The sequence below is a fragment of the Brachybacterium sp. FME24 genome (genome assembly GCF_014897705.1).
GTDB lineage: Bacteria > Actinomycetota > Actinomycetes > Actinomycetales > Dermabacteraceae > Brachybacterium.
In genome coordinates this window covers 115,592-141,239 of sequence record NZ_JABUXV010000005.1, presented here as the reverse complement: position 1 = coordinate 141,239, position 25,648 = coordinate 115,592, and the positions used below count along the sequence as shown (strand labels likewise).

Sequence of the window (25,648 nt, the reverse complement as noted above, 5' to 3'; positions counted from 1 at the left end):
CTCAGGCGGTCGCTGCCGCCGCGCCGATCGGGACCCGCTCGGAACGATCCGCCCGGCGCGCCGAACGAGCCATCACCATCGTCACCACCACCGAGATCGCGCCCCAGGCGAGGATCGCCAGCAGCGTGCTCGAGGTCGACACCAGCGACCCGCCGAGCGCGGCGTGCACGAGTCCCTGAGTGACGATCGGCAGGGGCAGCAGCGCACTGATCGACTGCAGCAGCGGGGGAGCGGTCGCCAGCGGCACGATGCCCACCAGGGTGACCACCTGCACCACCATCACCACGATCGAGGCGATGCGGCCGATGCGGTCGCCCAGCACAGTCATCAGCGCCTGGTGCAGGGCAGCGAACATGACGGCCCCGGCGAAGGCCACCACGCCCACCGTCAGCGGCGAGACGGGGGAGATGCCGACGGCCGTGAGCACGGCGAGGACCGCGACGGTCTGCACCACCGCGATCAGCAGCGCGGGCGCCAGCGAACGCAGCACCACCCGTCCCATCGGCACGGCTCGGTCCAGCAGACGTCGGGACAGCGCCGGCAGCAGCAGGAAGCTCGCGAACGCGCCCAGCCAGAGCGCGAGCGCCGTGACGAAGGGGAACGTCGCGGTCGACGCGCCGCTGGCCTCGTTCTGCCGCTCCGTCTGGGTCGCGACCGGTTTCGCTGCCATCTCGGCCATGCGGGTGCGTTCGGACTCGGTGTAGCTCGGGACCCCCTCGGCGCCGTCGCGCAGACCGGTCGCGAGCTCGTCGCTGCCCTCGGCCAGCTCCGTCGTGCCGTCGGCCAGCTCGTCGGTGCCATCCGCCAGTTCGCTCGAGCCGTCGGCCAACTGATCGCTGCCGTCGGCGAGCTGATCGGCGCCGGTGCCCAGCTCCCGGGCACCGTCGGCCAGCTGATCGCTGCCGTCGGCGAGCATGCCGGCACCATCGGCGGAGGTACGAGTGCCGGTGGCCAGCTCGTCGAGTCCGGTGGCGAGCTCTCCCGCGCCGTCCGCACTGGCGCGCGCACCGATGGCGAGCTGATCGGAGCCCTCCACGAGCTGGTCGACGCCGTCGGAGTACTGCTGGAGGCCGTCGCGCAGCCCGGTGACGCCGGAGACCAGGCCGGTGGCGCCGTCGGCGCTGTCGCGGGCTCCGGTGGCCAGCTGATCGGCGGCGGGGAACAGACCCGGATTCTCGGCGCTGCCGTCCCCGGCGAACGCGGTCTCGAGACCGTGGGCGTAGGTGAGCATGCCCTCGGTGCCCTGGACCAGGCCGGGCTGCTCCTGCGTGCCGTTGATCCCGTCGGCGATCTGCTGGATGCCGGGAGCGAGACCAGGATTCTCGGCCGTGCCGTCACCGTTCAGACCGGTATCCAGACCGCGGGTCCCGGCGACGAGGCCAGGATTGCCCTCGGTGCCATCGCCGTCCAGGCCGGTCTCGACGCCCTGGGCGTAGGCGAGCATGCCTTCAGCCTGCGCGAGAGAGGCCTCCGCGCGGGCGAGCCGCTCCGGATCCTCCTGCGCCGTCCCCTGCGCGGCATCTCGCTCCGTGGTGGCATCGGTGACCATCTGCTCGGCCAAGGGGACCATGCCCGGGTTCTGGGCCGAGCCGTCACCCTCGAGCTCGCCGGCCAGCTGCTGCGCGCCGTCGGCCACGAGAGTCGCCCCCGGGGCGACCTGGCCCACGCCGTCGGCCGCGTGCTGCGCGCCCTCGCCGAGCTCGGCCGTGCCGTCGGCCACGCCCTGCGCCGTCGTCACCAGGCCCGGGTTCTCGGCGGAGCCGTCGCCGGAGACGGCAGCCCCGGTCTCGGAGATCCCTGCCGCGAACTCCTCGACGCCGGATGCGAGTTGATCGGCGCCCGCGACGAGTCCGGGATTCTCGCCGGTCCCGTCACCCTCGACTCCCTCCGCCAGCTGGTTCGCGCCGTCGAGGAGCCCCGGCTCCGTATCGGTGCCGCTCATACCGGTCTGCAGCTCGGACACGCCGGCGGCGAGGTCCTCGCTGCCGGTGGCGAGCTCGTCGAGGCCGGCTGCGAGATCGGTACCGCCGCCGGCCGCCCCGTCGGCGCCGGCGGCCAGGTCATCGAGGCCGGCGGCGAGGTCGCCGGTGCCGTCGGCCGTCTGGCGGGAACCGTCCGCGAGGCTCCAGACGCCGCCGGAGAAGTCCTGTGCGCCGTCGGCGGCCTGCTCGGTGCCATCGGCCAGTTCGCGCGTGCCGTCGGCGAGCTCCTCGGTGCCGTCCTCCAGCTCGGAGGTCCCGTCGGCGAGCTGATCGGCGCCGTCCGCGGAGTCGGCGAATCCCTCCTTGAGGTCATGGAAGCCGAGGTAGAGCCCGTCGAGGTACTGCTCGGCCATCTGCCCGCCCATGGTGGAGGCCGATGCCTCGGCCACGGCAGTGCCGACCAGCGCGTTGAGCTGTCCATCGGCGTCGTTGGTGGTGACTTCGAGGATCGCCGAGGTGGCCTCCGGGGTGCCGATGGTCGTGAGCTGGGAGGAGAAGTCCTCCGGGATCACCACGACCGCGGAGTAGGTGCCCTCCTTCAGACCCTGCTCGGCGTCGTCCTGCGAGGTCAGCTGCCAGTCGAAGCCGGTGGTCCCGGGGGCGTCCTGCCCCTCGACGGTGCCGGGCTGGGTGAGGGATCCGGCCAGGAGCCGCCCGAAGGGCACCGTCTGGCTCTCACCGTCCGCATCGGTGACCTCCGCCCCGGTATCGAGGTTCACGACGGCGGCCGGCACCGCATCGAGCCGGTCCACGCGCCCGCTGAGCGCCCACAGCCCCACGCCCGCCACCAGCAGCGGCAGCAGCAGGACCACGATCAGCGTGCGAGGGTGCTGGAGGCGGGTCATACGAGAGCTCCTTCGGAGACGGAGGCGGTGGTGCGCTGGACGGAGAGGGCCAGGAGGCGACGCGGGTCGCGCAGGGTGCTTCGGAGATGGGTTTCGGCGTCGGTGGCACCGCTCGCGCGCGAGCCGACGACCACCGTGGCGCCCTTCGCCAGCAGGGCGTCGAGCCGTTCGACCAGGGTGTCGTCGACGGTCGTGGCGCCGTGGGCGAGATCCTCAAGTCGTTCGACGACGATCACGGCCGTCGCGAGCTGACGGCCGGGGATCTCCCGCAGTCGGGCGGCGACGTCGGCCCCCGCAGGGATCCAGTGGGCTCGGCCCTGGATCGCGCCGAGATCGTCGGGGGCGAGACGATCATGGACGGCGAGCAGTCCGGAGGAGGGGGCGAGCCGTCCTGCGGCGAGCGCCAGGAAGGAAGCCCGGGAGGCGTCGTCGCTCGCCCGCACGACCAGCAGGGTGCCCGGTGCGACCGCGCCGGTCAGCGGGCCGATCTGGCCCTTCTCGCCGAGCAGCGGAGCGACCATGTCCTGGAGGCGCAGGGCATGGACGCCGTGCTGATCGGTCCAATGCCGGTGCGCGAGGACGGCGTGCAGGCCCTCGCCCTCCACGTCGACCTTCGGCAGCAGCCGATCCAGCCACGTCGGCAGCCACCACGCGTGGTTGCCCAGCAGTGCGAGCACGGCGGGCACCAGAGTCATACGGACCACGAAGGCGTCGACCAGCACGCCGACGGCCAGGCCGACGGCGATCGGCTGCAGCATGAACCAGCCGGTGGTCACGAAGCCTGCGAACACGGCGACCATGATCAGGGCGGCGGCGATGACCACCGGGGCGCTCGCGGTGAAGCCCTTCTCGATCGCGCCCTTCGCGTCTCCGGTATGGGTGAACTCCTCCCGCATGCGGGAGACCAGGAAGACCTCGTAGTCCATGGCCAGGCCGAACAGCACACCCATCACCATGATCGGCATGAAGGCGACGACCGGTCCGTTGACGGAGACGAACAGCGGCTCGTTGAACCAGCCGTACTCGAACACCATCGCCGTGACTCCGAAGGCGGCGGCCACCGAGAGCAGGTAGCCCAGTGATGCCTTGATCGGCACCCACACGGAGCGGAAGACCATCGCCAGCAGGATGAGGGAGAGCCCGACGACGAAGATCGCGAAGGGCACCAGGGCGGTGGAGAGCTTGTCGGTCACGTCGATGCCCACGGCCGTGGCGCCGGTGACGGTGACATCGGAGATGGAGTACTCGTCCTCCCAGTCCGCAGCGCTGCCCCGCAGCTCGTGCACGAGGTCCTTGGTGCTCTGAGCGGTGGGCCCGCCCTCGGGGATGACGATGACCACGGCCATGTCGGCGCCCCGGTTCGGGGTCGCCATCTGGATCTCCTTGACGTGGTCGAGCTCGGCGACATCGGCCTCGAGATCCTCGACCACGCCGAGCGGATCGGTGGTGTTGATGATGTCGGCGGTGACCAGCAGGGGACCGTTGTGCCCGGGGCCGAACTCGTCGGCCACCAGATCGTAGGTGTCCCGCGCCGGGGTGCCGGGCTGCTCGGTGCCCAGATCGGGCAGGGCCAGTTCGAGGTCCTTGATCGGGATCGCGAGGGCGCCGACGCCGATCACCACCAGCAGGATCGTCAGGGCGGGGACCTTGGTGACCAGCCGGATCCACCCGGTGCCGAAGGGGCGCCTGCGCGCACGGTCCGGGTCCTCGGCGGGCAGCGCGCCGTCGTTCTGCGCCATCAGGCGGCGGATCTTCCGGGGTCGCAGCCGTTCACCGAGGATGCCCATGAGCGCGGGCAGCATCGTCAGCGCCACCACCACCGACAGCGCGACGGTCGCGGCGGCGGCGACGCCCATGATGGTGAGGAAGGGGATGCCGGTGACGAACAGGCCCACGAGGGCCACGATCACGGTGAGGCCGGCGAAGATCACGGCGCTGCCGGAGGTCGCGAGGGCCCGGCCGATCGACTCGCGGACGTCCTCGCCGGCGGTCAGCTGATCGCGATGCCGGGACAGGATGAACAGGGCGTAGTCGATGCCGACGGCGAGTCCGAGCATGGCACCGAGGGCCGTGGTCACCGAGGGGATGTCGACGCCGGCGGCCAGCGCCATCACGGCGAGCATGGAGACGCCCACGCCGACGATGGCGGTGATGATCGGGATGACCGCGGGCACGAAGGAGCGGAAGACGATCGCGAGGATGAGCAGCGCGATGATGATGCCGATGACCTCGCCGGCCCCGAAGGGGATCTCGGAGCTCTGGAGGACCTGCCCGCCGATGTTCGCGTCCAGTGACGGGGTGTCGGCCGAGTCCACCAGCGCGGCGAGCTCGTCGACGGACTCGGCGGGGTAGGTCCCCTGCTGTCCGTCCATCTGGAACTGGCCGATGATCGCGGTGTCGTCATCGGTGCGGGTGCCGGGGGAGATCTCGTCGAAGGGGGAGGGTGCTGCGGCGACGCCCTCGACCTCGGCGATCTGCGCCATGAGGTCGTCGATCTCCGCCTGGTGCGCGTCGACCGCGGAGCCGTCCTTCGTCACGAGGACGACCTGGCCGGAGGTCCCGCCCATCTCCGGGAACCGGTTGGCGAGGTCGTCGATGCCGCGCTGCGCCTCGGTGCCGGGGATCTCGATGTCGGAGGAGAACTCCCCGCCGAGGCCCACCGCGAGGCCGCCGAGCCCCACCAGCAGGACGGTCCAGAGCGCGACGATCTTCCATCGCAGGGAAGCCATGAGGAGGCCGAGGCGGTACAAGGACGAGGACACGTGACCTCCAGGACGGGCGCGGCGCAGCTGCGCGCAGAGCATCGGGACGCCCGGCGGAGGGAAGTGATGCACTCCCGCATCCAAGACGCGCTTGCATTCGATACGGAAGTGTATCGATGACATACTGTGGAGTCACGCGCAGTCGGCGACTCGAGGGCGAGGAGCCGTGAGACCTTGCGCACCATTGCCACCGGACGCCACGAGGAGCCATGACCGATCTGTTCGAGCCGCTGCCCGATTCCGCGGGCACCCGGCGCAAGGAGAACACGCGCACCAAGCTCGTGCGTGCGTCGCTGGATGTCTTCGTGGAGAAGGGCATCGACGGTGCGACCGTCGACGATCTCGTCCGCGCCGCCGGCTTCACGAGAGGCGCCTTCTACTCGAACTTCTCCACCAAGGAGGAGGTCTTCGCCGCCCTGTTCGCCTCGGTGACCCAGGAGATGCTCGAGATCGCCAACGCCTCGGTCGACTCGGCGATCGCCTCGGCCCGGGCCGAGGGGAGCACCCCGTGCAGCTTCTCCGAGATCGACGATGCGAACCTCATGGTCGCCGTGTTCGAGGGGATCCGGCCCTTCGGTCGCCAGTGGTACCTGCTCTACTCCGACGCCATCGCCCGCTCGCTGCGGGATGCGACCATGCGCGCCGAGCTCGCCGTGCAGCGGGAGCGCCTTCGCGACGAGATCGGCAAACTGCTGACCGCGCGCATGGAGGAGAAGGGGGACCGCCCCCTGCTCCCTCCCGAGGACCTCGCACAGCTCCTGGTCGGGGTGTTCGTCGATCTCATGGTGCGCGAGCAGATGGACGGGCGTGACGTCACCGAGCTCGCCGCCACCACGATCCTGGGGACCCTGCGCGCCTTCGTCGAGCCCCGCGAGAGCTGAGACCGGCAGCGGACTGTCCGTTTCGTCGCGACACGCCGTAATCGACACCTGTGGGTGGGAAGGATATGGGTCCCATGCGTACCGTGGGCGCGGTGTGGCGTCCGTCGCACTGTGCTTCCCTCTTCCCCAGGAGACACGTATGGCTACCTACCGTCCCCGACATCTCGCCCCTCCTCCTGAACTCGATCCCACCGACGGCGCCTCTCGTCGTTCCGTCCTGCGCGGCGGCGTGTTCGGGGCCGCGGCGCTCGGCACCGGCACCACCGCCCTGATGGCCCCGGCCGCGAACGCCGCCGGTCTCTACGGCCAGGATGTCTCCGGCTGGCAGGGAGAGGTCGACTGGGCCTCACAGGCCGCCGCGGGATCTCGCTTCGCGTACGTCAAGTCCACCGAGGGCCGCTCGTACCGCAGCCCCGCCTTCAACCACCAGTACACCGGCGCCGGCAACGCCGGCCTGGTGCGCGGCGGCTACCATTTCGCCCGCCCCGACTCAGGTGGTCCCGAGGAGCAGGCGGACTTCTTCCTCAACAACGGCGGCGGCTGGTCCGACGACGGCATCACCCTGCCCGGCATGGTCGACTTCGAGGGATACTCCGGGCTCCCACGCGACTACGGCCTGAGCCAGCAGGAGATGCGCGAGTGGATCATGGGCTTCTCCAACCGCTACACGGAGAGCACCGGTCGCCGCCCTGTGCTCTACACGAATCTCCACTGGTGGAACGACGTGGTGGGGGACTGGACTCCGGTCAACTCGCCGCTGTTCCTGGCCTCCTACAGCACCGATCAGCCCACGACTCTGCCGGGCCGCTGGTGGGCTTGGGAGATGTGGCAGTACTCCGACTCCGGTCCCTTCGCCGGAGATTCGAACCTCTGGCACGGCAGTGAGAGCCAGTTCGAGAGCTTCGTCAACGATGCGGACTACCGTTCGATCGGAATCTGAGCATGTGAGGTTCTCCGCCGCACCCAGCGGGCCGGGCCGCCGTCATCGGACGGTGACCCGGCCCGCTGTGTAATCTGCCCCGGTGACCACACACCACAGTTCCCCCCAGTCCACCGCGCCCTCTCCGTCTGGAAGCCCGGCCGGCGCCGTCTACGCCGACCGGGGCAGCTCACACTTCGACATCCTTCTCGCCGCCATGGTCACCGTGGTCGTGCTGTCCGGCATCGGCGCTGCCAAGGGCGTCAGCTTCGGCACCGTCCCCGGCACCGGCTTCGAGATCCTCACCGATGGTGGTTTCTTCCTCTTCCCGCTCGCCTACGTCCTCGGCGACATCGTCACCGAGCTGTACGGGCCCCGCGCCGCCCGCCGCGCGATCCTCACCTCCTTCGCGGTGAGCATCCTGGCCTCGATCTGCTACCAGGTGATCATCGCTCTGCCGCCGTTCCCCGACGAGTACGGCCTCGCCAAGCAGGCCGCCCTCGAGCTGGCCCTCGGACCGGTCTGGATCGTGGTGCTCGCGGGGCTGGCCGGCTTCCTCGCCGGGCAGAGCCTGAACTCCTTCGTCGTCAGCCGTATGAAGCGGCGCTCGGGGGAGAAGGGCCTGATCGGGCGATTGTTCACCTCGAGCGGCCTCGGCGAGCTGGTGGACACGATCATCTTCTGCTCGATCGCCGCGACCGCGATCGGCATCACCACGCTCGAACAGTGGGCGCAGTACACCGCGCTCGGGTTCGTCTACAAGGTCGCGGTGCAGTACGCGATGATCCCGGTGACCTCCGCCGTCATCCGTTGGCTCAAGCGCACTGACCCGACCTACCAGGCCCGGTTGGCTCGCTGACGCGGGATCCGGTCCGCCGCCCTCGGCAATCCGGTGGATCCCGGGTCCACTGATCTGCGGATGTGCTGGGGACAGAACGTTCCGTAGCGTCGCTGGCATGACCACCGTCTCACCTCCCGGCGCCCACGCCACCACCCGCCTGCATGGACTGGACACGCTGCGCGCGGCCGCCCTGGGACTGGGTGTCGTGCTGCATGCGCTGATGCCGTTCATCCCGGACGAGCCCTGGCTGGTGTCCGACTCGAGTTCGAGCGAGGCAACCGCTATCGCCACCTACTGGGGACGCCTGTTCCGGATGGTGCTGTTCATGCTCCTGGCCGGGTACTTCGGCCGGATGATGCTGCAACGACGCGGGGCCAGCTCCTATCTGCGAGACCGGTCGTGGCGTATCGGACTCCCCGTGGCCGCCTTCTGGCCCGTCGCCGTGGCGCCCTTGGCGGTACTGGGCCTTCTGAATGCGGTCCTTCGAGGCGACGAGGCCGTGCGACTACCGGAGCCGAATGCGCCTGCCTGGGTGCCGGAACTGCTGCTGATCCTCACGCCCGGGCATCTGTGGTTCCTGGTCGTGCTGCTTCAGTGCGTCGTCATCGTCGTCGCGGCCCGGGCCCTGGCTCTGCGCGGGCTGGGCCAGGAGCGCAGCAACCGCATCGCGCAACGCCTCGGGCACGTGCTCACCTCACCGGCCGGCGTCGGGCTGGCGGCGCTGCCCTATCTGATCTGTCTGCTGCTGCAGGGGACTGCTGTGGGGCTCATCCACGAGCCCACCACGATCCTGCCCTCGGCATCGGCCCTGTCCGTCTACCTCGGCGCCTTCCTCGTCGGCTGGTTCCTGCACGCACTCCCCGGAGCGCTGCACCGGATCACTGCGCAATGGCCTGCCCAGCTCGCCGCTGCTGTGGCGCTCTCCGTGGCCGGGCATCTGCTCTTCGACGTCTCCGAGGTCCCACTGGTGGTGCACGCCGCGGTGATCGGCCTTGCGGGCTGGACCTGGACGTTCGGCCTGCTCGGGCTGTGCTTGCGCTTCTTGCACCGGGAGAACTCCATGCTCCGGTACCTGGCGGACGCGTCCTACTGGATCTACCTGCTGCACCTTCCCCTGGTGCTGGGCCTCGGGATCGCGATGGCCGACCTCGAGTGGCCCATCCTGGTCAAGGTGGGCGCGACCTGCGCGATCACTGTCGGGGTCCTGCTGCTGAGCTACGACCTGTTCGTGCGCAGCACCTGGCTGGGGAAGTGGCTCAACGGCCGGCGTCGGCCCCGAGCGATCCCGTGGCCGGTCCGCGATCGGCGGGCGGAAGACGCCACCGTCCACCCCGCAGGTTGACGGTTCCCGCCGAGAAGGGCCTGATCGAAGGCCGATGACACGACTCGTCCCAGATGCGGAATGCCCCTATCGTGAACGCTCACGAACTCCTTAGGATGTTCTGATCGAACCCGGGCGGTCCCTGATCGGCTCGAATCGATCCGTGCCCGCCCGAAAGGACCTCCGTGGCTCACGCCGCTCCCGATCCCCGACGCGAGGACGCTCGCGACGAACCCCTGACCTCCACCGGTTCCGTCCCCACGCAGACCGGCTCCATTCCCACGATCACCGGTGCCATCCCGGTGATGGAGGACCCCGCGGACCACGACACCGCGCACCTTCCCAGCGAGGACGAGCTGCGCCGCACCCGCGGCAAGGTCACAGCCATGGTGATCGTGGTGCTCACCACCCTGAGTTCCATCGGTCCGCTTGCGACCGACATGTACATCCCGGCCTTCCCGGAGGTCGCCTCGGACCTCGCGACGACCGCCTCGAGCATGCAGCTGACGATCACCGCCTTCTTCCTGGGCACCGCGAGCGGTCAGATCGTGGCCGGGCCGCTGTCCGACCGAATGGGGAGGCGAGCACCGCTGATCGTCGGCATCGTCCTGTGCCTGCTCGCCTCCGTGGGCTGCGCCCTCGCCCCGAACGTGCAATTCCTGCTGGTGCTGCGCATCATCCAGGGCATCGGCGGCGGCTTCGGAATGGTGCTGGGGCGCGCCGTGCTGATCGACATGACCGATGGCCCCGAGCTGTTTCGGATCATGAACATCATGCAGGGCGTCGGCGGCGTCGCCCCGATCGTGGCCCCGCTGCTGGGCGGCATCATCCTGGTCTTCGGGCAGTGGCGCGAGATCTTCCTGGTGATCGCCGCGATGTCGCTGATCTCGCTGATCGGCGTGCTCTTCCTGATCCCCGAGTCGCTCCCGGTCTCGAGGCGGCACGCCGGAGGGTTCCGCACCTTCCTGCGCAACTGCCGCACCTTGTTGCGCCGACGCATCTTCGTGGCGTACATGCTGGTCAACGCGTTCTCGGCCTTCGCGTTGATGGCGTACGTCTCCGCGTCGTCGTTCGTCGTGCAGGAGATGCTCGGCTTCACCTCCACCGAGTACTCGGTGAGCTTCGCGATCAACTCCTGCGGCATGATGGCGCTGTCGCTGCTCTCGGCCCGCCTGACCCGCACCATCCACCCCCGCAGGCTGATCCGAGTGGGGCTGATCGTGGTGACCTCGGCGAGCTTCGCCCTCCTGATCGGCAGCCTGTTCCTGGACACGCCCGCGTGGATCGTGCTGCCGGCGTTCTTCTTCACGGTGGCCCCGCAGGGCTTGATCTTCGGCAACGGCGGCGCCTTGGCCTCCAGCCAGGCGCGCGAGTTCGCGGGCACCGGCTCGGCGATGCTCGGCCTGGGCTTCTCGTTCTCCGCCTCCATCGCGGCGCCACTGGTGGGCATCGCGGGAACCCATTCCTCGCTGCCCATGGCGATCACGATGGTGGTGGGCTGTCTGATCTCGGGCTCCTTCTTCATCGCCGCCGGGCGGGGGAGCGGTGCCGACAACCCGCACACCGCAGCGGCCTGAGCGCGCCCGCGATGGTCGATATTGTGGTCGCCATGAACGATCGAGCGCGAGACCTGCTGCGGCAGCACGGCTGGGAACCGGGAGCCGTTCTCGGGTCCGGGATGGAGGGCACGGTTCTCGGCCTGTCGACGAAAGCGGTCGCCAAGGTGTGGCACGGGAGGTCGCGCTCGGACGTCCACGCCCTGCGCCGCTTCGGGACAGCGCTGGGTGCGGCCTCCCTTGCTGTCGGCGTCCCGCAGGTCCTCGAACTCCTGGAGGACGGCGACCTGCTCATCACGATCGAATGCCGGGTACCGGGGGAGCCGTTGCGCTCCGATGGCATTCCTGCTCCGCCCCTCGTAGACTCCGAGGACGTGCGCCTCCTGGGCGACGCTCTGGACGTTCTTGCCAGCGCGACAGTGTCACCGGACCTGGCCTCCCTACCGATACTGCCCGGTGACCGGCCGTTCGACCCGGCGAAGCCGTTCGCGGTCTCCCTGGCGGAGTTGGCACACAGGCGCTTTCAGGTCCGACCCGAGCTGCTGCGACGGGAGGTCGAGGACATCGACGCCCTGGTGTCCGCCGTCCTCGCACGGTTGCGGGCCCTGCGCGAGGTGCCCTCGAGCCTCATCCATGGCGATCTGATCCCGGCGAACGTCCAGGTCCGTGACGCAGAGGTCTCGGGAGTCCTCGACTTCGGGTTCATGACGACCCTCGGGGATCCGCAGTTCGATGCGGCGATCGCGGCCAGCGTGTTCGACATGTACGGGCCGCGGGCGCGCCGATCCGAGGATCTGCTGACACAGGCGTTCCTGACGCGATTCGGACACGATCTGGAGCGGTACAACCTGTATCGCGCGGCGTACGCCCTGATCACCCATGCCGTCTACAGCCCCGACGGCGCGGACGGACACTTCGCCTGGTGTGCGCAGATGCTCCGGCGACCGGAGGTGAGATCCGCCGTCCTCGATCCGGCGAACTCTTAGCGTAATTAAGGCAACGCAGCAAGATCCTGAAAAGTGTGTCGGGCCATGACGCGGCGCTCCGCTTGTGGTGAACTGACCCTAAAATGCCATCATCACCGTTGGTGCGCCTGTAACGTCTCGCAGATGGATGACGAGCGGAACCGTGAGCTGTACCGCCGCCTTGATGCAACCGCACGGGGCCAAGCAACGAACCTACTCGCCGAACTGCGGACTGGCTTCGCTGTGTTTGGTGACAGTCAAAAGCTACCCGGCTACTGCGTCTTGCTTTACCGAAACCGCGTCGAGCATCTCGATGACCTCTCCGACCCAGAGCGAATGGACTTCCTCCGAGACTTGGCGTTACTGGGTCAATCGGTACGCATCGCATGCGAAGCACATGACTCCGCATTCAGCCGCGTCAACTACGAAGTCCTCGGGAATAGTTGGCCACAGCTGCATGGCCACGTACACGCCCGCTACAAATGGGAACCAGACGAGTACAAGGGCGACCCGGTTTGGTGCTATCCAGATCGCACCGACCCACAACATCAAACTGACGGTCGACACGACTCCCTGCGGCAGGCCATCACTCACGCGCTCAGAACCGCCTCGGACGGCGCCTACGCGGACGGGCAGTGACGCGCTGAAACCGGCAGTCACTCATCGCCCGGGAGATGTGGACCTGCTTCGCCGGACCGGTGTGCGTCGCCAGGCCTTAGAGACCCCTTAAAGGGGGTCGCAGCGTAACCTGGATCCTTGCCTTTCCTTCGAGTCTTGAGCTGCGCTTGAGGCATAGGCACCCCAATCTCTCGTACCTCAGAAACTCAACTAGCACCGCACCTTGAGACGACGCAATGGGTATACACACTGGTGGAGCCCATTGCGTGTCGGTTGATCGTGGACGTGGATTGTGCTGCCGGCGTTCTTCTTCACCGTCGCACCCCAGGGCATCATGATCTTCGGCAACGGCGGCGCCATGGCCTCCAGTCAGGCGCGCGAGTTCGCTGGCACGGGCTCAGCGATGCTGGGTCTGGGCTTCTCGTTCTCCGCCTCGATCGCAGCGCCGCTGGTCGGCATTGCGGGAACCCATTCCTCGTTGCCGATGGCGATCGCCATGGTGGTGGGCTGCCTGATCTCCGGCTCCTTCTTCATCGCCGCCGGGCGGGGGAGCAGCGCCGAGAATCCGCACACCGCGGCGGCCTGAGCGCAGGCTCAGAATCACCCGCGGCGGGACTCGAGGAGTTCGAGCACACCCTGCGCGTCATCGGCGGCGAACCGGATCTCATGCACCGTCTGCACTCGCGCGCGCCGACCGGAGGTCAACGCCACGGGACAGGGCTGAGAGAGTTCGACGGCGAGGGAGCAGCCGTCCAACGTGGCGAGGCGGGCAACACTCGTATCGATTGCTGGAGCGGTGACGGATCCGTCGCGCACGATCGCGACGGTGCTAATGGCATCCCAGGGCAGGTCCGCCACGACGTGGGAGCCGTTGCGCAGGACGAGCGACGCAGCTGTGACGTAGTGCGGATGGTCCCAGCGGGACGCGACCACGCCGAGCAGGAGGAGCAGAGCGTAGATGCTCAGCAGCGTCAGCGCAGCAGAGAGCTCGGGCCAGGGGAGCACCACGTGCAGAGCTGTCACTTCGACCAGGGTGAGGACCCCGAAGGCCACAGGGATCGCCACCGTTCCATGGCGCGAGCGGACAGGCGTGGCGTGATGGGGGACCTGTGGAGGGCGACGCAGGGCGACCCGGCCAAGCGACACCAGAGCTCTCACCTCCGTGAGAATCACTCGACGAACCGGCTCCGGGGTCACCGCCCGAGCGATGTCCCGCCATCCGGCCACGATGCGCACGTTGTGACGGTACAAATGCGCGCTGACGCCAAGAACGGCGATCCACACGACATCGAGCTCGAACAGACCGATCACCAGAGCGAATTGCTGCCGCCCGGATGCTGCCGCGACAGCTCCTGTGGCGGCGAGAGTCACCGCGAGTGCCAGCGCAGCGCGAACACACGTCGCTTCGAGATTTCGCGCCGGTGACATGCGACGACCGTACAGCGGCGCCACGGCGAGTTTCGGTGCTTCGTCGGCCTCTCTCACCCCTTATGGCGTCACGCCGATAATGTACGTTATGTAAAGTAGAAGTGGAGCGACGCCAGGAAGCGGCTCTGCGAGCGCTCCCCTGAGGTCAGTACGCGGCGATGACGCCGTGGCCGTCGGCCCACGTGGCGAGCAGTCGCACCGTGCCGTCCAGGCCGCCGACCGTGCGGGCCACGGTGAACGGCTCACCGTCGAGCAGCTCATCGGCGGTCGGCAGATCTGCGCCCTCGTCGACCTCGAGGCTCAGCGTCACACTCTGCGGCCGGGTGTCGACCCGGTCGCCGCCCGCCGAGTAGATCTCGAGCTCGGCCTGCTCCTGCTCGCCGCAGATGGCACGCCGGAAGCAGTCCAGTGCCACCTCGTCGCCGAGCCCGTCGTAGACGAAGCGCTCCCCGAGCACCGAATGCTGCATCGTGCCGATGAAGTGCTCGCCGGCGTCGACGAGCGCGGCGGAGTGATAGGTCAGCGGAAGATGGAAGATCGTCTCACCGACGCGCACCAGATGGCATTCGATGCCGACCTCGCCCTCGGGATCATCGAAACGGTAGGCGCCGAGCACGGTCAGCTCCCCCGCCTCGCCCCACGAGCGCGCCTCGAGGAAGCTGCGCAGGATCTCGGACTTGGACGGGCTGAGCTCTGCCTGGTAGATCATCGCCATGGCGCCAACCTATCGCGGCTATCGCGGTGGTCGGTTCAGGCCGTGCCGGTCAGGCGGCGACCGGCGGGGCGATTCTCCCGTCGAACAGGTCGATGACGCGGTCTGCGCCGGCTGCCATGCGCGGATCGTGGGTCACCATGATCACTGCGGTGCCCTCGGCAGCGATGCTCTGCAGCAGCGTCAGCACCTCGTGGGCAGCACGGGAGTCCAGGGCTCCGGTGGGTTCGTCGGCGATCACGATCTCGGGATCGTTGATCAGGGCTCGGCAGATGCCCACCCGTTGCGCCTGGCCTCCCGAGACCTCCCCCGGGAAACGATCCGCGAGGCCGGCGACGTCCATCTGCTCCAGCAGCGCACGAGCTCGTGCCGCGATCTGGGCGCGGGGAACGCGCCGGGCCAGCCTCCCGGGAAGCACCACGTTCTCCAGCATCGTGAGGTCGCGCAGCAGTTCTGCCTGTTGGAACACGAAACCGATCGCACTCAGGCGGCGTGCGGCGAGCTGCTCCTGGGTCAGCACGGTGAGCTCCTCTCCCCCGAGCTCGATGCTGCCGGCGGTGGGGCGCGACATGCCGCTGAGGGTCTGCAGCAGCGTCGACTTGCCGCTGCCGGAGGGGCCTCTGACAGCGACCATCTCCCCCGCCTCGACCTTCAGATCGATCTCCTGGAGCAGCGCGGTGGTACCGATGTGCTGGCTGATCCCTCGGGCTTGCAGGACGACTGCGCTCATGATGGGCCTCTTCTCGCGGTGTGTCGGGTGGTGGCCAGGCTGGTCGCGACGGTCACGGCCACCCCGAGCAGGAGCGGCACGGCGACGGCCATGATCAGCGGTGCGCTGTGCAGGGTCAGCCTGCTGGTGCCCTGACCGAGGGTGGCCAGTCCTCCGGTCATGGCCTCGATCATCAGGTTCATGCCGCCTTGTCCCACCACCTGAGCCAGGAGCAGACCCACCGGCAGGGCCAGCAGCAGCACGGCGAGCATGCGCACGAGGTACGGGCCGCGCCGCAGGCCCCGCGGCATGCCGAGGGCGCGCTGGGTGGCGAGCTGGCGGGCATCCTCGGCCAGGAGCATGCGGGTCACCAGCAGCGAGATCAGTCCGGCGAGCATCGCAGCGACAGCGGCTGTGGCCACCGCTGCGCGCGTCATGCCGGTGGCCATCCCGCCCAGCAGCTGTTCCTGATACCTGCTGACATCGCCCACCGTGGTCTCCGGCAGCTCGGCAGCGAGCTCAGCGATCAGCGCCTCGCGATCGGCACCTGGCACGAGACGCGCGGTGAGGACGGACCACTGCACTTCCTCCTGCTCAGTGGGCAGCTGCGCCTTGGCGGTCAGCCCTCCCTGGGTGACGTCCTGGTAGGCACCGACGATGCGCAGCGGACGGGTCCCGGTGGTCGTCTGCACAGGCAGTGTGTCGCCCAGGGACATACCGGTCTCGGCCAGTGCGACCAGGCTCAGGGCGATCTCGTCCTCCGCCGTGGGCGCCCGGCCCTCCGCGTACTCGAGGGGAAGTGCCGTGTGGTCGCCGGACTCGATGGGGAGGCTGATCGGAGGACTGCCCTCGACCTCGACCAGATGGCGCGTGCTCACGCGTGCGGCATACGCCTCGATGCGGGAGTCCTCCGCGACGGCGGCGACGGCACGGTCGTGCACGGCGGTGTCGACCTCCCCGGCGAGCGGTACGTCGATGCGCACGTCGAACTGTCCGATCCCCATCGCTGTCACGATCCGCGGGGAGCTGAGCGTGGCGGCCACGCCGGCCGGGACCGCAGCCAGCACCGTGCACAGCGCGAAGACCGCCAACAGCATGAACGACGAGCCGGGCCGCCGCACGAGGGTGCGCAAACCCAGGAGGAGGGAGATCGGAAGGGAGGAGTCTTGCAGCCGGAAAAGGCTGGACGGGCTCCCTCCCCGCCGCGGCCCCGTGTGGCCCGACCCTTCTCCCCCGTCGCCGCGCAGCACCTCCACAGGGTCGATCCTGCGCAGTCGGCGCAGCATCAGGGCGACGCCGGTCAGGACGACGACCAGCAGCGCGCATGCCGCGGCCACCGGAGCCACCAGCACCGCGGCTCCACCGGTCGGACCCGAGTACGCGGTGAGATCCGCGGCGAGTGCGGACCCCAGAGGGATACCGCCCGCCAGTCCGATGATCGTCGCGGCCAGCGCCATCACGCCATAGCGCGCCAGGTATGCGCCGCGCAGATCCGCCCGGCGGATACCGAGGGCGCGCAGGACACCGATCTCACGACGTTCCCGTGCCAGGGCGGTCACCAGTGCCAGGCGTACGCAGACCAGCGCGATCACCAGGACCAGCAGAGCTGCGCCCAGCACGGCGGCGGCGACCAGACCGTCGCCCAGGATCGCGAACAGCACGAAGGCCTGGCGGTCGACCATCGGGCCGTTCTCGGGAAGATCCGACTGCTGATAGGCAGTGCGCACCGCGGAGACCTGCGTCTGCGGGTCCTGCAGCCAGAAGCTGATCAGATACTCGGTGCTCCCGGTGTGGTCGGCGACCGCGGCCAGGTCCTGCTCACTGACCAGCAGACGCTTGGAGCTGGCGAGCGGAGTGTTCATGAGCGAGTCCCGGATGAAACCGGCTACTTCGAACTCATGGGAGAACCCGTCAGGACCCGTGATGCTCACCGACGAACCGACCCTCAGACCGTCCTCGATCCGATACATGACCGGCAGCCAGATCATCCCGGGCCGCACATCGGTCACCGGCTGCCCCTCGAGATCCAGCATCAGGTCCCCGTCTGCGGATGGCACCGTGAGCGAGTTCTGCTGGATGCTGCTGTCCTGCCCGACGCCGTCGAAGGCGAGCTGAGAGCCGTCCAGTCCCAACAACTGCTGGGTCCGATGGGCGGTCACCTCCGGGCGCTCTTGCGCGAAAGCCCCCACAGCAGCGGCGTCGAGCTCCCCGGCGTGCATCTGCGCGAGATGCGGGGCGTCGGCCTGGTCGAGCAAAGTGGTGGAGGCACCGGCCAGTCGCGCCATCAGACCGGCCGAGGCGGCGGCGCACAGCACGGCGAGGGCGAGCAGGACGGTGAGGGTCGCGGTGACCGCGGCGTCGCGACGAAGACGGCGGATGGTGACGAGGCCCAGCATGAGCCGGTCCTTCCGTTGGTCCGCCCTGCTGGACGCTCGGCGGCTGCCGTCAGGCTAGGCGCGGCCCTCTCCCCGGGGAACAGCTCGCAGAGGGATCGACGGAGATTTACGGTGACCCCCCGCACGTCCCCGGGGGAATACCCGCGCATCGCATCGGAAGACGGCTGATTGCGCCGGACGCGATCGGCGTCAGAGGCCGAGCAGCCCGAGCAGCTCCCTCACATGACGGATGCGTTCGGCCCCGCCGGCTGCCAGGGGGACGCCACGGGTCTCCAGCAGCACGCCCCGGACCCGGACGGCGCCGGCCGCCTCGAGGTCGGTGGGCCGGTCGCCGACGGCGAGGCACTCCGCCGGGTCTCGGTCATGGCGCCTCAGCAGCTCCTGGATCATGGCCGGATCCGGCTTGCGCTCGAATCCGTCCGGCGCGCAGACCATGTCGTCGATCCGCAGTTCCAGGGCGTCCAGGAGGCATTGAGCGCTCGAACGTTCACGGTGCGTGGCGACGAGGTTCACTCCCCCGGCACGGCGAACCGCCTCGATGACCTCTCGGGCACCGTCCATCACTGCCGGGGGATGCTCACGCCAGTGCTGCTTCGTCGCCTCGTACGCCACGCGCAGCCGCCGCTCGGAGACGCCATGGCGCTCGGCGAGGGTGCTGATGGCATGCGTACTGGAGACTCTGGTCAGCTGGGCGACCTCGTGCAGCCGCGCCTCATCGCTGGCGGAGTCGATGGCGGACGCCAGGGCGCGGTCGACATCGGGGTACGTGTCGACCAGCGTCCCACCGAGGTCCCAGATCACTGCGCTCATGTCGCCATTGTGCCAGGGAACGGGCACGATTCGCGGACGCCGAGGGGCGGGTGTTCACTGGTCCCCGTGCCTCTGCTCGACCAGCTCCTCCAGCTCTCCGTGCTGACGGTGGTTCTCCTGATCGGTGCCTCATTCCTCGCCGGCTGGGTCGACGCCGTCGTGGGAGGGGGCGGACTGATCCAACTGCCGGCGCTGGTGACCTCGTTGCCTGCGGACACCTCGACCGCCACCGTGCTGGGCACCAACAAGCTCGCCTCCGCCGCCGGGACCGCGGTGTCCTCGTGGACCTACGTGCGTCGGGTGCTGCCGGTGGCCGCGACCACGATCCCGCTGGTCCTCTGTGCTCTGCTGGGCAGCGCGGTCGGCGCCGGGATGGCCTCGTCCATCCCCAAGGCGTGGCTCTCCCCCATCGTGCTCGGGGCGCTGATCGTCGTCGGGGTCTACACCCTGGTGCGACCGGCGATGGGACTGAAGCACGAGCCCCGGCACCGCGGGCGCGCGCAGGTGCTGCGCTCCGGGGGCATCGGCGGCGCGGTCGGCCTCTACGACGGGATCCTCGGGCCGGGCACCGGCAGCTTCTTCATCATTGCTCTGGTCGCGGTGCTCGGTTACGGCTTCCTCGAGGCGAGCGTGCACGCGAAGCTCGCGAACCTCACCACCAACATCGGTGCCCTGCTGGTGTTCGGCCTGCAGGGTGAGGTGTGGTGGCTGCTCGGGGCGATCATGGCCGTGACAAATGTGCTCGGCGGCTACCTCGGCGCGCGCCTGGCGATCCGGTTCGGCTCCGGCTTCGTGCGCATCGTGTTCCTGGTGGTGACCGGCGCCCTCGCGATCCGCCTTGCGATCGATACCGTGTCGCTGGTCACGTGAACCCGGTCGCCGCGCTGGAATAGTGCGGTGGGAGCGGTCGTTGAAGAATGAGTCACCCTCACCGCCTCGCCCGGCGGCCGATTGCCTGGAGGTCATCATGGATCCGACGACTCTGTTCAGCTACGAGCGCCACGTCGACTCGCGTTCTCTGCGCGGCCGCACGCTCCTGGTCACCCTCGGCGCATACACCGACGCCGGCAATGCGCAGGACCTCATCGACGACCACCTGCTCAACACCCTGCCCAGCCGTGTCGTCGGCCGCTTGGACATGGACCAGGTGTTCGACTACGCCGGGCGGCGACCCGAGGTCACCCTCCAGCTCGACCACTTCGACGACTACGAGAAGCCGGAGATCATCCTTCACGAGGTCACAGACCCCGATGGCGAGGTCTTCTTCCTGCTCACCGGCCCTGAGCCGTCCTTCCAGTGGGAGCGGGTGGCCAACGCGCTGCGGGTCGTCGTCGACCAGCTCGGCATCGAGCGCACCCTGTTGGTGCAGGGCTTCCCGGCGCCGGTCCCCCACACCCGCGAACTGCCGGTGACCCGCTTCGCGGGCGACCCCGACTCGATCGAAGTGCGTCGCACCATGCCGGGCACCTTCCGCATGCGCGCCCCCTTCACGGCGCTGCTCACGCTGCGCCTGGCCGATGCCGGCCATGACGTCGTCGGGCTGGTCGTGCACGTGCCGCAGTACCTCCACGAGATGTCCTATCCCGACGCTGCGATCGCACTGCTGAGCGCGATCGGCCAGGAGAAGGGCCCCCACGTCCCGATCGACGCCCTCGAGGCTCAGGCCGGTCCCGTCCGCGAGGCGGTCGCCGCCCAGATCGAGGCGCAGTCGCAGCTGGAGGAGATGGTCTCCGGGCTCGAGCAGCGCTACGACCGGATGCTCATCGCCGGCGCGGGCGCCGAGGTCCCCAGGGCGGACGACATCGCCGCCGAGGTCGAGGAGTACCTGGCTGGATTCACCGAGGAGACTTCTCCCGAGGGCAAGGACGACGAAGGAGCCCCCGGCTCCGAGAGCTGATCGCTCAGCGCAGGACGACCACGTCCCGCGGGGCCTCCGCAGGCAGCTCCGGATCCGCGATCGCGGTCACCTGGATCCCGGTCAGGGTCACATTCCCGGCGAGGGTGGTCATGAAGGCGGTGTCCGCGGCGTCCTGCCCGGTGGCGATGCGCGCCATCGACGCGCGCGGCGCCAGATGGGTGGAATCCACCGCCAACCAGGACCCGTCGACCAGCGCCTCCACCACCAGGTGGAAATCCATCGGGCTCAGACCCGGGGCATAGACCGAGGAGCAGCGGGCCGGCACCCCGCTCGCCCGCAGCAGCGTCGCGGTCAGGTGCGCGTAGTCACGGCACACACCCTGTCGGGACAGGTAAGTGGTGCGTGCGGAGTCGGTGATGGTGCTCGCCCCCGGCACGTAGTCGAGGTGATCGTGCACCCACCGGGCGACGGCGTCGACGGCCTCGGCCCCGGTGCGCTCGCCGACGATCTCCTCGGCGATCTTCATGAACTCGTCGACCTCGCAGTACCGGGAGGGCCGCAGGTGCAGCACGGCGTCCGCGTCGCTGGCGCCCGGGACCGGAGCCTCGGCCACGCCACGAGCGGTGTAGACGATCTCCACCGGACCCAGCGGGAGGCCCGTGATCAGGTGCAGCCGACTGCCGAAGCGGTCACGCGTCTCGGTGACCGGGTGCTCGTGGCCCCCGGCCAGCACCGTCAGCGATTCCTGTGCCACCGGGGCATCCGACACCGCGACCAGCAGGGCGATATCGGTACCGTCGGCGACCTCGGCCGTCATCCACGCGCGCACATGTCTCTCCACTCCCCCAGTGTGTGGCATCGACGTGCCCACCGGGGGCGGGACCCCTTTGCCGCCCGGTGATCGCCGACATAGGGTTGTGACTCAGTCGTCACCGAAGCCGAGGAACACTCCGTGCAGATCTCCGTCCAGCTCTACAGCGTCAGGGAAGCGTTCTCCGCGGATCCTGATGCCACTCTCCGTCGTCTGTCCGAGATCGGGTTCACGACGGTGGAGCCCTTCGGGCTGATGGAGAACGCCGAGACGCTGCGGGAGCTGCTGCCGCGTTACGGCCTCGCCGCGACATCGACCCATGCCTCGCTGCTGACCGCAGAGGATCCGAGCCGCATCTTCGCCACCGCAGCCGGTCTCGGGGTGCGCACCGTCATCGACCCGCACTGGGATCGTGCGCACTGGACCCGCGAGGACGACATCAAGGCCACTGCGGAGAGACTCAATGCTCTCGCCCCGATCGCCACCGAGAACGGCGTGCGGGTCGGCTACCACAACCACGACTTCGAGGCCCGACCGCTGTTCGAGGGGCGCTGCGGCTTGGAGGTTCTCGCGGACCACCTCGATCCGCGCGTCGTGCTCGAGCTCGACACCTTCTGGTCCGCCGTCGGCGGGACGGACCCGTCGGCCCTGCTCGGGGCTCTCGGCCAGCGCGTGCAGCTCGCCCACCTCAAGGACGGCCCGCTCCAGGGCGATGTGAAGGACCAGCTTCCGCTCGGGCAGGGAGAGATGGACGTGCCCGCCATCCTCGCGGCGGCTCCCTGGCTCGAGACCGGCGTCCTCGAGTTCGACGGCTACTCCGGGGACATCTTCGAGGCCGTCAGCCGCTCCCTCACCCAGTTGAACCAGTACCTCCAGGAGGACCAGGCATGACCCGCACCTCAGGGCCCGTCGGCGTCGGCATCATCGGTGCCGGCGTCATCGCCGCGCAGTATCTCGACCAGCTCACCACCTATCCGGATATCGAGGTGCGCGCGATCGGTGACCTGCGACCGGAGGCGGCCGCCACCCGCGCCGAGGAGTACGGCGTGCCGCGGCACGGGCCGGTGGACGTCGTGCTGGAGGATCCCGAGATCGAGATCGTCGTGAATCTGACGATTCCCGCGGCCCACTACGCGGTCTCCCGCAGCATCCTCGACGTCGGGAAGCACGTCTGGACCGAGAAGCCCCTGGTGACGACCCGAGCCGACGCGAGCTCACTGCTCGACGCCGCCCGCGAACAGGGTCTGCGCATCGGCGGCGCCCCGGACACCGTCCTCGGCGCCGGGGTCCAGACCGCCCTGCGCGCGCTGCGCGGCGGCGAGATCGGCGAGCCCCGCTCGGCGCTCGCCCAGTTCCGCTCCCCCGGTCCCGAGTCGTGGCACCCCAACCCGGATTTCCTGTTCCAGCTCGGAGCCGGGCCGCTCTACGACATGGGCCCGTACTACCTGAACAGCCTGGTCCTCGCCTACGGCCCCGTGGCCTCGGTCTCCGCAGTCGGCTCGCGATCGGTCACCACCCGGACCATCGGCTCCGGTCCGCGCGCCGGCCAGACCTTCGAGGTCGAGGTCCCCACTCGCGTGCAGGGACTGCTGCGCTTCGACGACGGCACGAGCGCCGCCGTCGAGTTCTCCTTCGACGACGCGCTCGGCCAGCCGCACGTGCTGGAGCTCTCCGGCGCGACGGGCACCCTCGCCCTGCCGGACCCCAACCAGTTCGCTGGGGAGACCAGCATCGCGGCGCGCGGCGAGGAGGTCTGGACCGAGCGTGAACCGGTCGGCGCCGTCGGCGGGCGCGGGCTCGGCACCCTCGAGATGGCGCGCGCCCTTCGTGCGGGCCGCCCCCACCGCCTCACCGGCGATCTCGCCGGCCACGTGCTGGACATCATGATCAGCCTCGACGAGGCCACCCGCGCTGACGGTTCCGTGCCCGTGGCCTCCACGGTCACAGCTCCCGAGCTGCTGCCCGAGGACTTCGACCCGCTGACCGCAACCCTGTGACCCTGGACCTCGTGAAGGAGACCCTGTTGCCCTCGACATCCCACCTCCCCGACGGCCGCCCGCTCGGCGTCGCCATGATCGGCTATTCGTTCATGGGACGCGCGCATTCCCAGGCCTGGCGCACCGTCGCCGCCGCCTTCGACGTGCCCGAGGTCGCGCGCCGCGTCATCGTCGGCCGTGACGAGGAGGCCGTCGCCGAGGCGGCCGAACGGCTCGACTGGGAGGAGCACGCCACCGATTGGCGCGAGGTCATCACCCGCGACGACATCGACATCGTCGACATCTGCACCCCCGGGTTCCTCCACGCCGAGATCGCGATCGCGGCGCTGGAGGCCGGCAAGCACGTCCTGTGCGAGAAGCCGCTGGCCAATGACACCGCCGAGGCGGAGGCCATGGTGGACGCCGCCCGCACCGCGACGGAGCGCGGCCAGATCGCGGCGCTCGGCTTCACCTACCGTCGGATCCCGGCCCTCGCGCTCGCCCGGCAGTTCGTGGCCGACGAGAAGCTCGGCACGATCCGGCAGGCCAAGGCCGCCTACCTCCAGGACTGGCTGGTCGACGAGGACGCCGGCATGTCCTGGCGGCTGCGCAAGGAGACCGCCGGCTCCGGCGCTCTCGGCGATATCGGCTCCCACGCGATCGACCAGATCCAGCACCTCACCGGCCAGCGGACCGCCGCCGTGCGCGGACGGCTCGCCACCCTGGTCCCGCAGCGGCCCGGGAAGGAGGGGCTCGAGGACGTCACCGTGGACGACGCCGCCTGGGCCACCCTCGAGCTCGACGGCGGCGCAGTCGCCTCCGTCGAGGTCTCCCGCATGGCGACCGGCGCCAAGAACCGCCTGACGGTCGAGCTCTACGGCACGAAAGGTGCCCTGCGGTTCGACCTCGAGAACCCCAATGAGCTCTGGTTCCTCGACGCCACCGCACCGATCGCCGAGCAGGGCTACACCCGGGTACTCGTCACCGAACCGGAGCACCCCTATCTCGCCGCCTGGTGGCCCCAGGGCCACGTGCTGGGATGGGAGAACGCCTTCACCAACCAGGCCCGTGACCTGCTGATCGCGATTCGGGACGGCGACACGGCCGATGCCCCCGGGTTCTCTCCAGATTTCGGGGACGGCCTCGCCCTGCAGCGCGTCCTGGACGCGGTCATCGCCTCCGATGCCGCCGATGGCGCCACCGTCACCCTCTGATCCGCCGCACCCCTCACCGCTGAAGGAGCATCATCACCATGGCTCATCCACACACCCTGTTCACCGGCCAGTGGGCCGATCTCACCCTTGACGAGGTCGCCGAGCTCGCGGCCGGCTGGGGCTACGACGGCCTCGAGATCGCCGTCTCCGGCGAGCACCTCGACGCGTCGCGCTGGGACGACGAGGCCTACGTGGCCGAGCGTCTCGGGATCCTCGACAAGCATGGTCTGAGCTGCTGGGCGATCTCGAACCACCTCAAGGGCCAGGCGATCTGCGACGACCCGATCGACTTCCGCCATGAGGCGATCGTCGGATCCGCAGTATGGGGCGATGGCGACCCCGAGGGCGTGCGCCGGCGCGCTGCGGAGGATATGAAGAACACGGCCCGCCTGGCGCAGAAGCTGGGGGTCAAGACCGTGATCGGCTTCACCGGATCCAAGATCTGGAAGTACGTGGCCATGTTCCCGCCGGTCCCCCAGGAGGTCATCGACGAGGGATACCAGGATTTCGCCGACCGCTGGAACCCGATCCTCGACGTCTTCGAGGAGTGCGGGGTCCGCTTCGCCCACGAGGTCCACCCCTCGGAGATCGCCTACGACTACTGGACCACGCAGCGCACGCTCGAGGCGATCGGCCACCGCGAATCCTTCGGCCTGAACTGGGACCCCTCGCACTTCATGTGGCAGGAGATCGACCCGGTCTCCTTCATCACCGACTTCGCCGACCGCATCTACCACGTGGACTGCAAGGACATCCGCGTCCGGATCACCGGCCGCAACACCCGGCTGGGCTCGCACCTGCCGTGGGGCGACCCCCGTCGCGGCTGGGACTTCGTCTCCTTCGGTCGCGGTGACGTGCCCTGGGACGCGGCCTTCCGTGCCCTGCGGTCGATCGACTACGACGGCCCGATCTCGATCGAGTGGGAGGACGCCGGCATGGACCGCCTGCACGGCGCGAAGGAGGCTCTCGAGCTGCTGCGGAGCCTCGACTACCCCATCTCCGAAGTGTCCTTCGACGCCGCTTTCAGCAACCAGGGGTGAGCGT

Annotated in this window: 22 protein-coding genes; 14 read left to right on the top strand and 8 right to left on the bottom strand. The window is 69.3% G+C overall.

Features of this window, described 5'->3' with window-relative positions:
• Window position 1: 1 nt before the first annotated feature.
• The gene (locus tag INT51_RS07090; RefSeq protein ID WP_193104509.1) at window positions 2-2,827 is read right to left on the bottom strand and encodes a YhgE/Pip domain-containing protein; all 2,826 of its coding nucleotides are present in this window, start codon (window positions 2,825-2,827) and stop codon (window positions 2-4) included.
• Window positions 2,824-5,589, bottom strand: a complete 2,766-nt coding sequence (locus INT51_RS07085) for an MMPL family transporter (RefSeq protein WP_193104508.1) — start codon at window positions 5,587-5,589, stop codon at window positions 2,824-2,826. Before INT51_RS07085 ends, INT51_RS07090 begins: the two co-directional genes overlap by 4 nt.
• 209 nt (window positions 5,590-5,798) lie before the next feature.
• On the opposite strand from INT51_RS07085, the gene INT51_RS07080 reads away from it, so the two are divergent.
• The 8 genes from INT51_RS07080 to INT51_RS07045 all read left to right on the top strand — a co-directional run bounded on the left by INT51_RS07080 (window position 5,799) and on the right by INT51_RS07045 (window position 13,276).
• The gene (locus INT51_RS07080) at window positions 5,799-6,470 is read left to right on the top strand and encodes a TetR/AcrR family transcriptional regulator (protein ID WP_193104507.1); all 672 of its coding nucleotides are present in this window, start codon (window positions 5,799-5,801) and stop codon (window positions 6,468-6,470) included.
• Between the two features lie 139 nt (window positions 6,471-6,609).
• Window positions 6,610-7,410, top strand: coding sequence for a GH25 family lysozyme (locus INT51_RS07075; protein WP_193104506.1), 801 nt, complete (start codon window positions 6,610-6,612; stop codon window positions 7,408-7,410).
• 82 nt (window positions 7,411-7,492) lie between these two features.
• Complete coding sequence (locus INT51_RS07070; protein ID WP_193104505.1) at window positions 7,493-8,248, top strand: queuosine precursor transporter; 756 nt, start codon at window positions 7,493-7,495, stop codon at window positions 8,246-8,248.
• A 97-nt stretch (window positions 8,249-8,345) separates the two neighbouring features.
• Complete coding sequence (locus tag INT51_RS07065; RefSeq protein WP_226832062.1) at window positions 8,346-9,572, top strand: acyltransferase family protein; 1,227 nt, start codon at window positions 8,346-8,348, stop codon at window positions 9,570-9,572.
• Between the two features lie 164 nt (window positions 9,573-9,736).
• The gene (locus INT51_RS07060) at window positions 9,737-11,128 is read left to right on the top strand and encodes a multidrug effflux MFS transporter (RefSeq protein ID WP_304502104.1); all 1,392 of its coding nucleotides are present in this window, start codon (window positions 9,737-9,739) and stop codon (window positions 11,126-11,128) included.
• A gap of 32 nt (window positions 11,129-11,160) precedes the next feature.
• Window positions 11,161-12,093, top strand: a complete 933-nt coding sequence (locus INT51_RS07055; protein ID WP_193104504.1) for a phosphotransferase family protein — start codon at window positions 11,161-11,163, stop codon at window positions 12,091-12,093.
• 123 nt (window positions 12,094-12,216) lie between these two features.
• On the top strand, window positions 12,217-12,711 hold the full coding sequence (locus INT51_RS07050; protein ID WP_193104503.1) for an HIT family protein: 495 nt from the start codon (window positions 12,217-12,219) through the stop codon (window positions 12,709-12,711).
• A gap of 271 nt (window positions 12,712-12,982) precedes the next feature.
• On the top strand, window positions 12,983-13,276 hold the full coding sequence (locus INT51_RS07045) for a hypothetical protein (protein WP_226832061.1): 294 nt from the start codon (window positions 12,983-12,985) through the stop codon (window positions 13,274-13,276).
• A 14-nt stretch (window positions 13,277-13,290) separates the two neighbouring features.
• Here the strand turns inward: INT51_RS07045 and INT51_RS07040 are convergent, their stop codons facing one another.
• From INT51_RS07040 to INT51_RS07020, 5 genes are all read right to left on the bottom strand, one after another.
• Window positions 13,291-14,118: a hypothetical protein gene (locus INT51_RS07040; RefSeq protein ID WP_193104502.1), complete on the bottom strand. Its 828-nt coding sequence runs from the start codon at window positions 14,116-14,118 to the stop codon at window positions 13,291-13,293.
• 145 nt (window positions 14,119-14,263) lie between these two features.
• Window positions 14,264-14,833 (bottom strand): hypothetical protein, encoded by a 570-nt coding sequence (locus tag INT51_RS07035; RefSeq protein ID WP_193104501.1) that lies wholly within the window; start codon window positions 14,831-14,833, stop codon window positions 14,264-14,266.
• Between the two features lie 49 nt (window positions 14,834-14,882).
• Entirely contained in the window at window positions 14,883-15,560 is a 678-nt protein-coding gene (locus INT51_RS07030; protein WP_193104500.1) for an ABC transporter ATP-binding protein, read from the bottom strand.
• Entirely contained in the window at window positions 15,557-17,935 is a 2,379-nt protein-coding gene (locus INT51_RS07025; RefSeq protein WP_193104499.1) for an FtsX-like permease family protein, read from the bottom strand. Before INT51_RS07025 ends, INT51_RS07030 begins: the two co-directional genes overlap by 4 nt.
• A 189-nt stretch (window positions 17,936-18,124) precedes the next feature.
• Window positions 18,125-18,745 (bottom strand): HAD-IA family hydrolase, encoded by a 621-nt coding sequence (locus INT51_RS07020; RefSeq protein WP_193104498.1) that lies wholly within the window; start codon window positions 18,743-18,745, stop codon window positions 18,125-18,127.
• Between the two features lie 66 nt (window positions 18,746-18,811).
• Between INT51_RS07020 and INT51_RS07015 the strand changes: the two genes are divergently transcribed.
• Window positions 18,812-19,615: a TSUP family transporter gene (locus INT51_RS07015; protein ID WP_193104497.1), complete on the top strand. Its 804-nt coding sequence runs from the start codon at window positions 18,812-18,814 to the stop codon at window positions 19,613-19,615.
• 97 nt (window positions 19,616-19,712) lie between these two features.
• The gene (locus tag INT51_RS07010; protein ID WP_193104496.1) at window positions 19,713-20,642 is read left to right on the top strand and encodes a PAC2 family protein; all 930 of its coding nucleotides are present in this window, start codon (window positions 19,713-19,715) and stop codon (window positions 20,640-20,642) included.
• Window positions 20,643-20,646: 4 nt separating this feature from the next.
• Here INT51_RS07010 and INT51_RS07005 read toward each other — a convergent pair whose 3' ends face one another.
• Window positions 20,647-21,444 carry a transglutaminase family protein gene (locus INT51_RS07005; protein ID WP_304502103.1) on the bottom strand — a complete coding sequence of 266 codons (798 nt, stop codon included), beginning with the start codon at window positions 21,442-21,444 and terminating at the stop codon, window positions 20,647-20,649.
• Between the two features lie 111 nt (window positions 21,445-21,555).
• Here INT51_RS07005 and INT51_RS07000 point away from each other — a divergent pair, with 111 nt between their 5' ends.
• The 4 genes from INT51_RS07000 to INT51_RS06985 all read left to right on the top strand — a co-directional run bounded on the left by INT51_RS07000 (window position 21,556) and on the right by INT51_RS06985 (window position 25,644).
• Entirely contained in the window at window positions 21,556-22,305 is a 750-nt protein-coding gene (locus tag INT51_RS07000) for a sugar phosphate isomerase/epimerase (protein WP_193104495.1), read from the top strand.
• On the top strand, window positions 22,302-23,411 hold the full coding sequence (locus INT51_RS06995) for a Gfo/Idh/MocA family protein (RefSeq protein WP_193104494.1): 1,110 nt from the start codon (window positions 22,302-22,304) through the stop codon (window positions 23,409-23,411). The genes INT51_RS07000 and INT51_RS06995 overlap by 4 nt, the downstream gene beginning before the upstream one ends.
• 74 nt (window positions 23,412-23,485) lie before the next feature.
• Window positions 23,486-24,604: a Gfo/Idh/MocA family protein gene (locus INT51_RS06990; protein WP_193104728.1), complete on the top strand. Its 1,119-nt coding sequence runs from the start codon at window positions 23,486-23,488 to the stop codon at window positions 24,602-24,604.
• 38 nt (window positions 24,605-24,642) lie between these two features.
• Window positions 24,643-25,644 carry a sugar phosphate isomerase/epimerase gene (locus INT51_RS06985; RefSeq protein ID WP_193104493.1) on the top strand — a complete coding sequence of 334 codons (1,002 nt, stop codon included), beginning with the start codon at window positions 24,643-24,645 and terminating at the stop codon, window positions 25,642-25,644.
• Window positions 25,645-25,648: the final 4 nt, after the last annotated feature.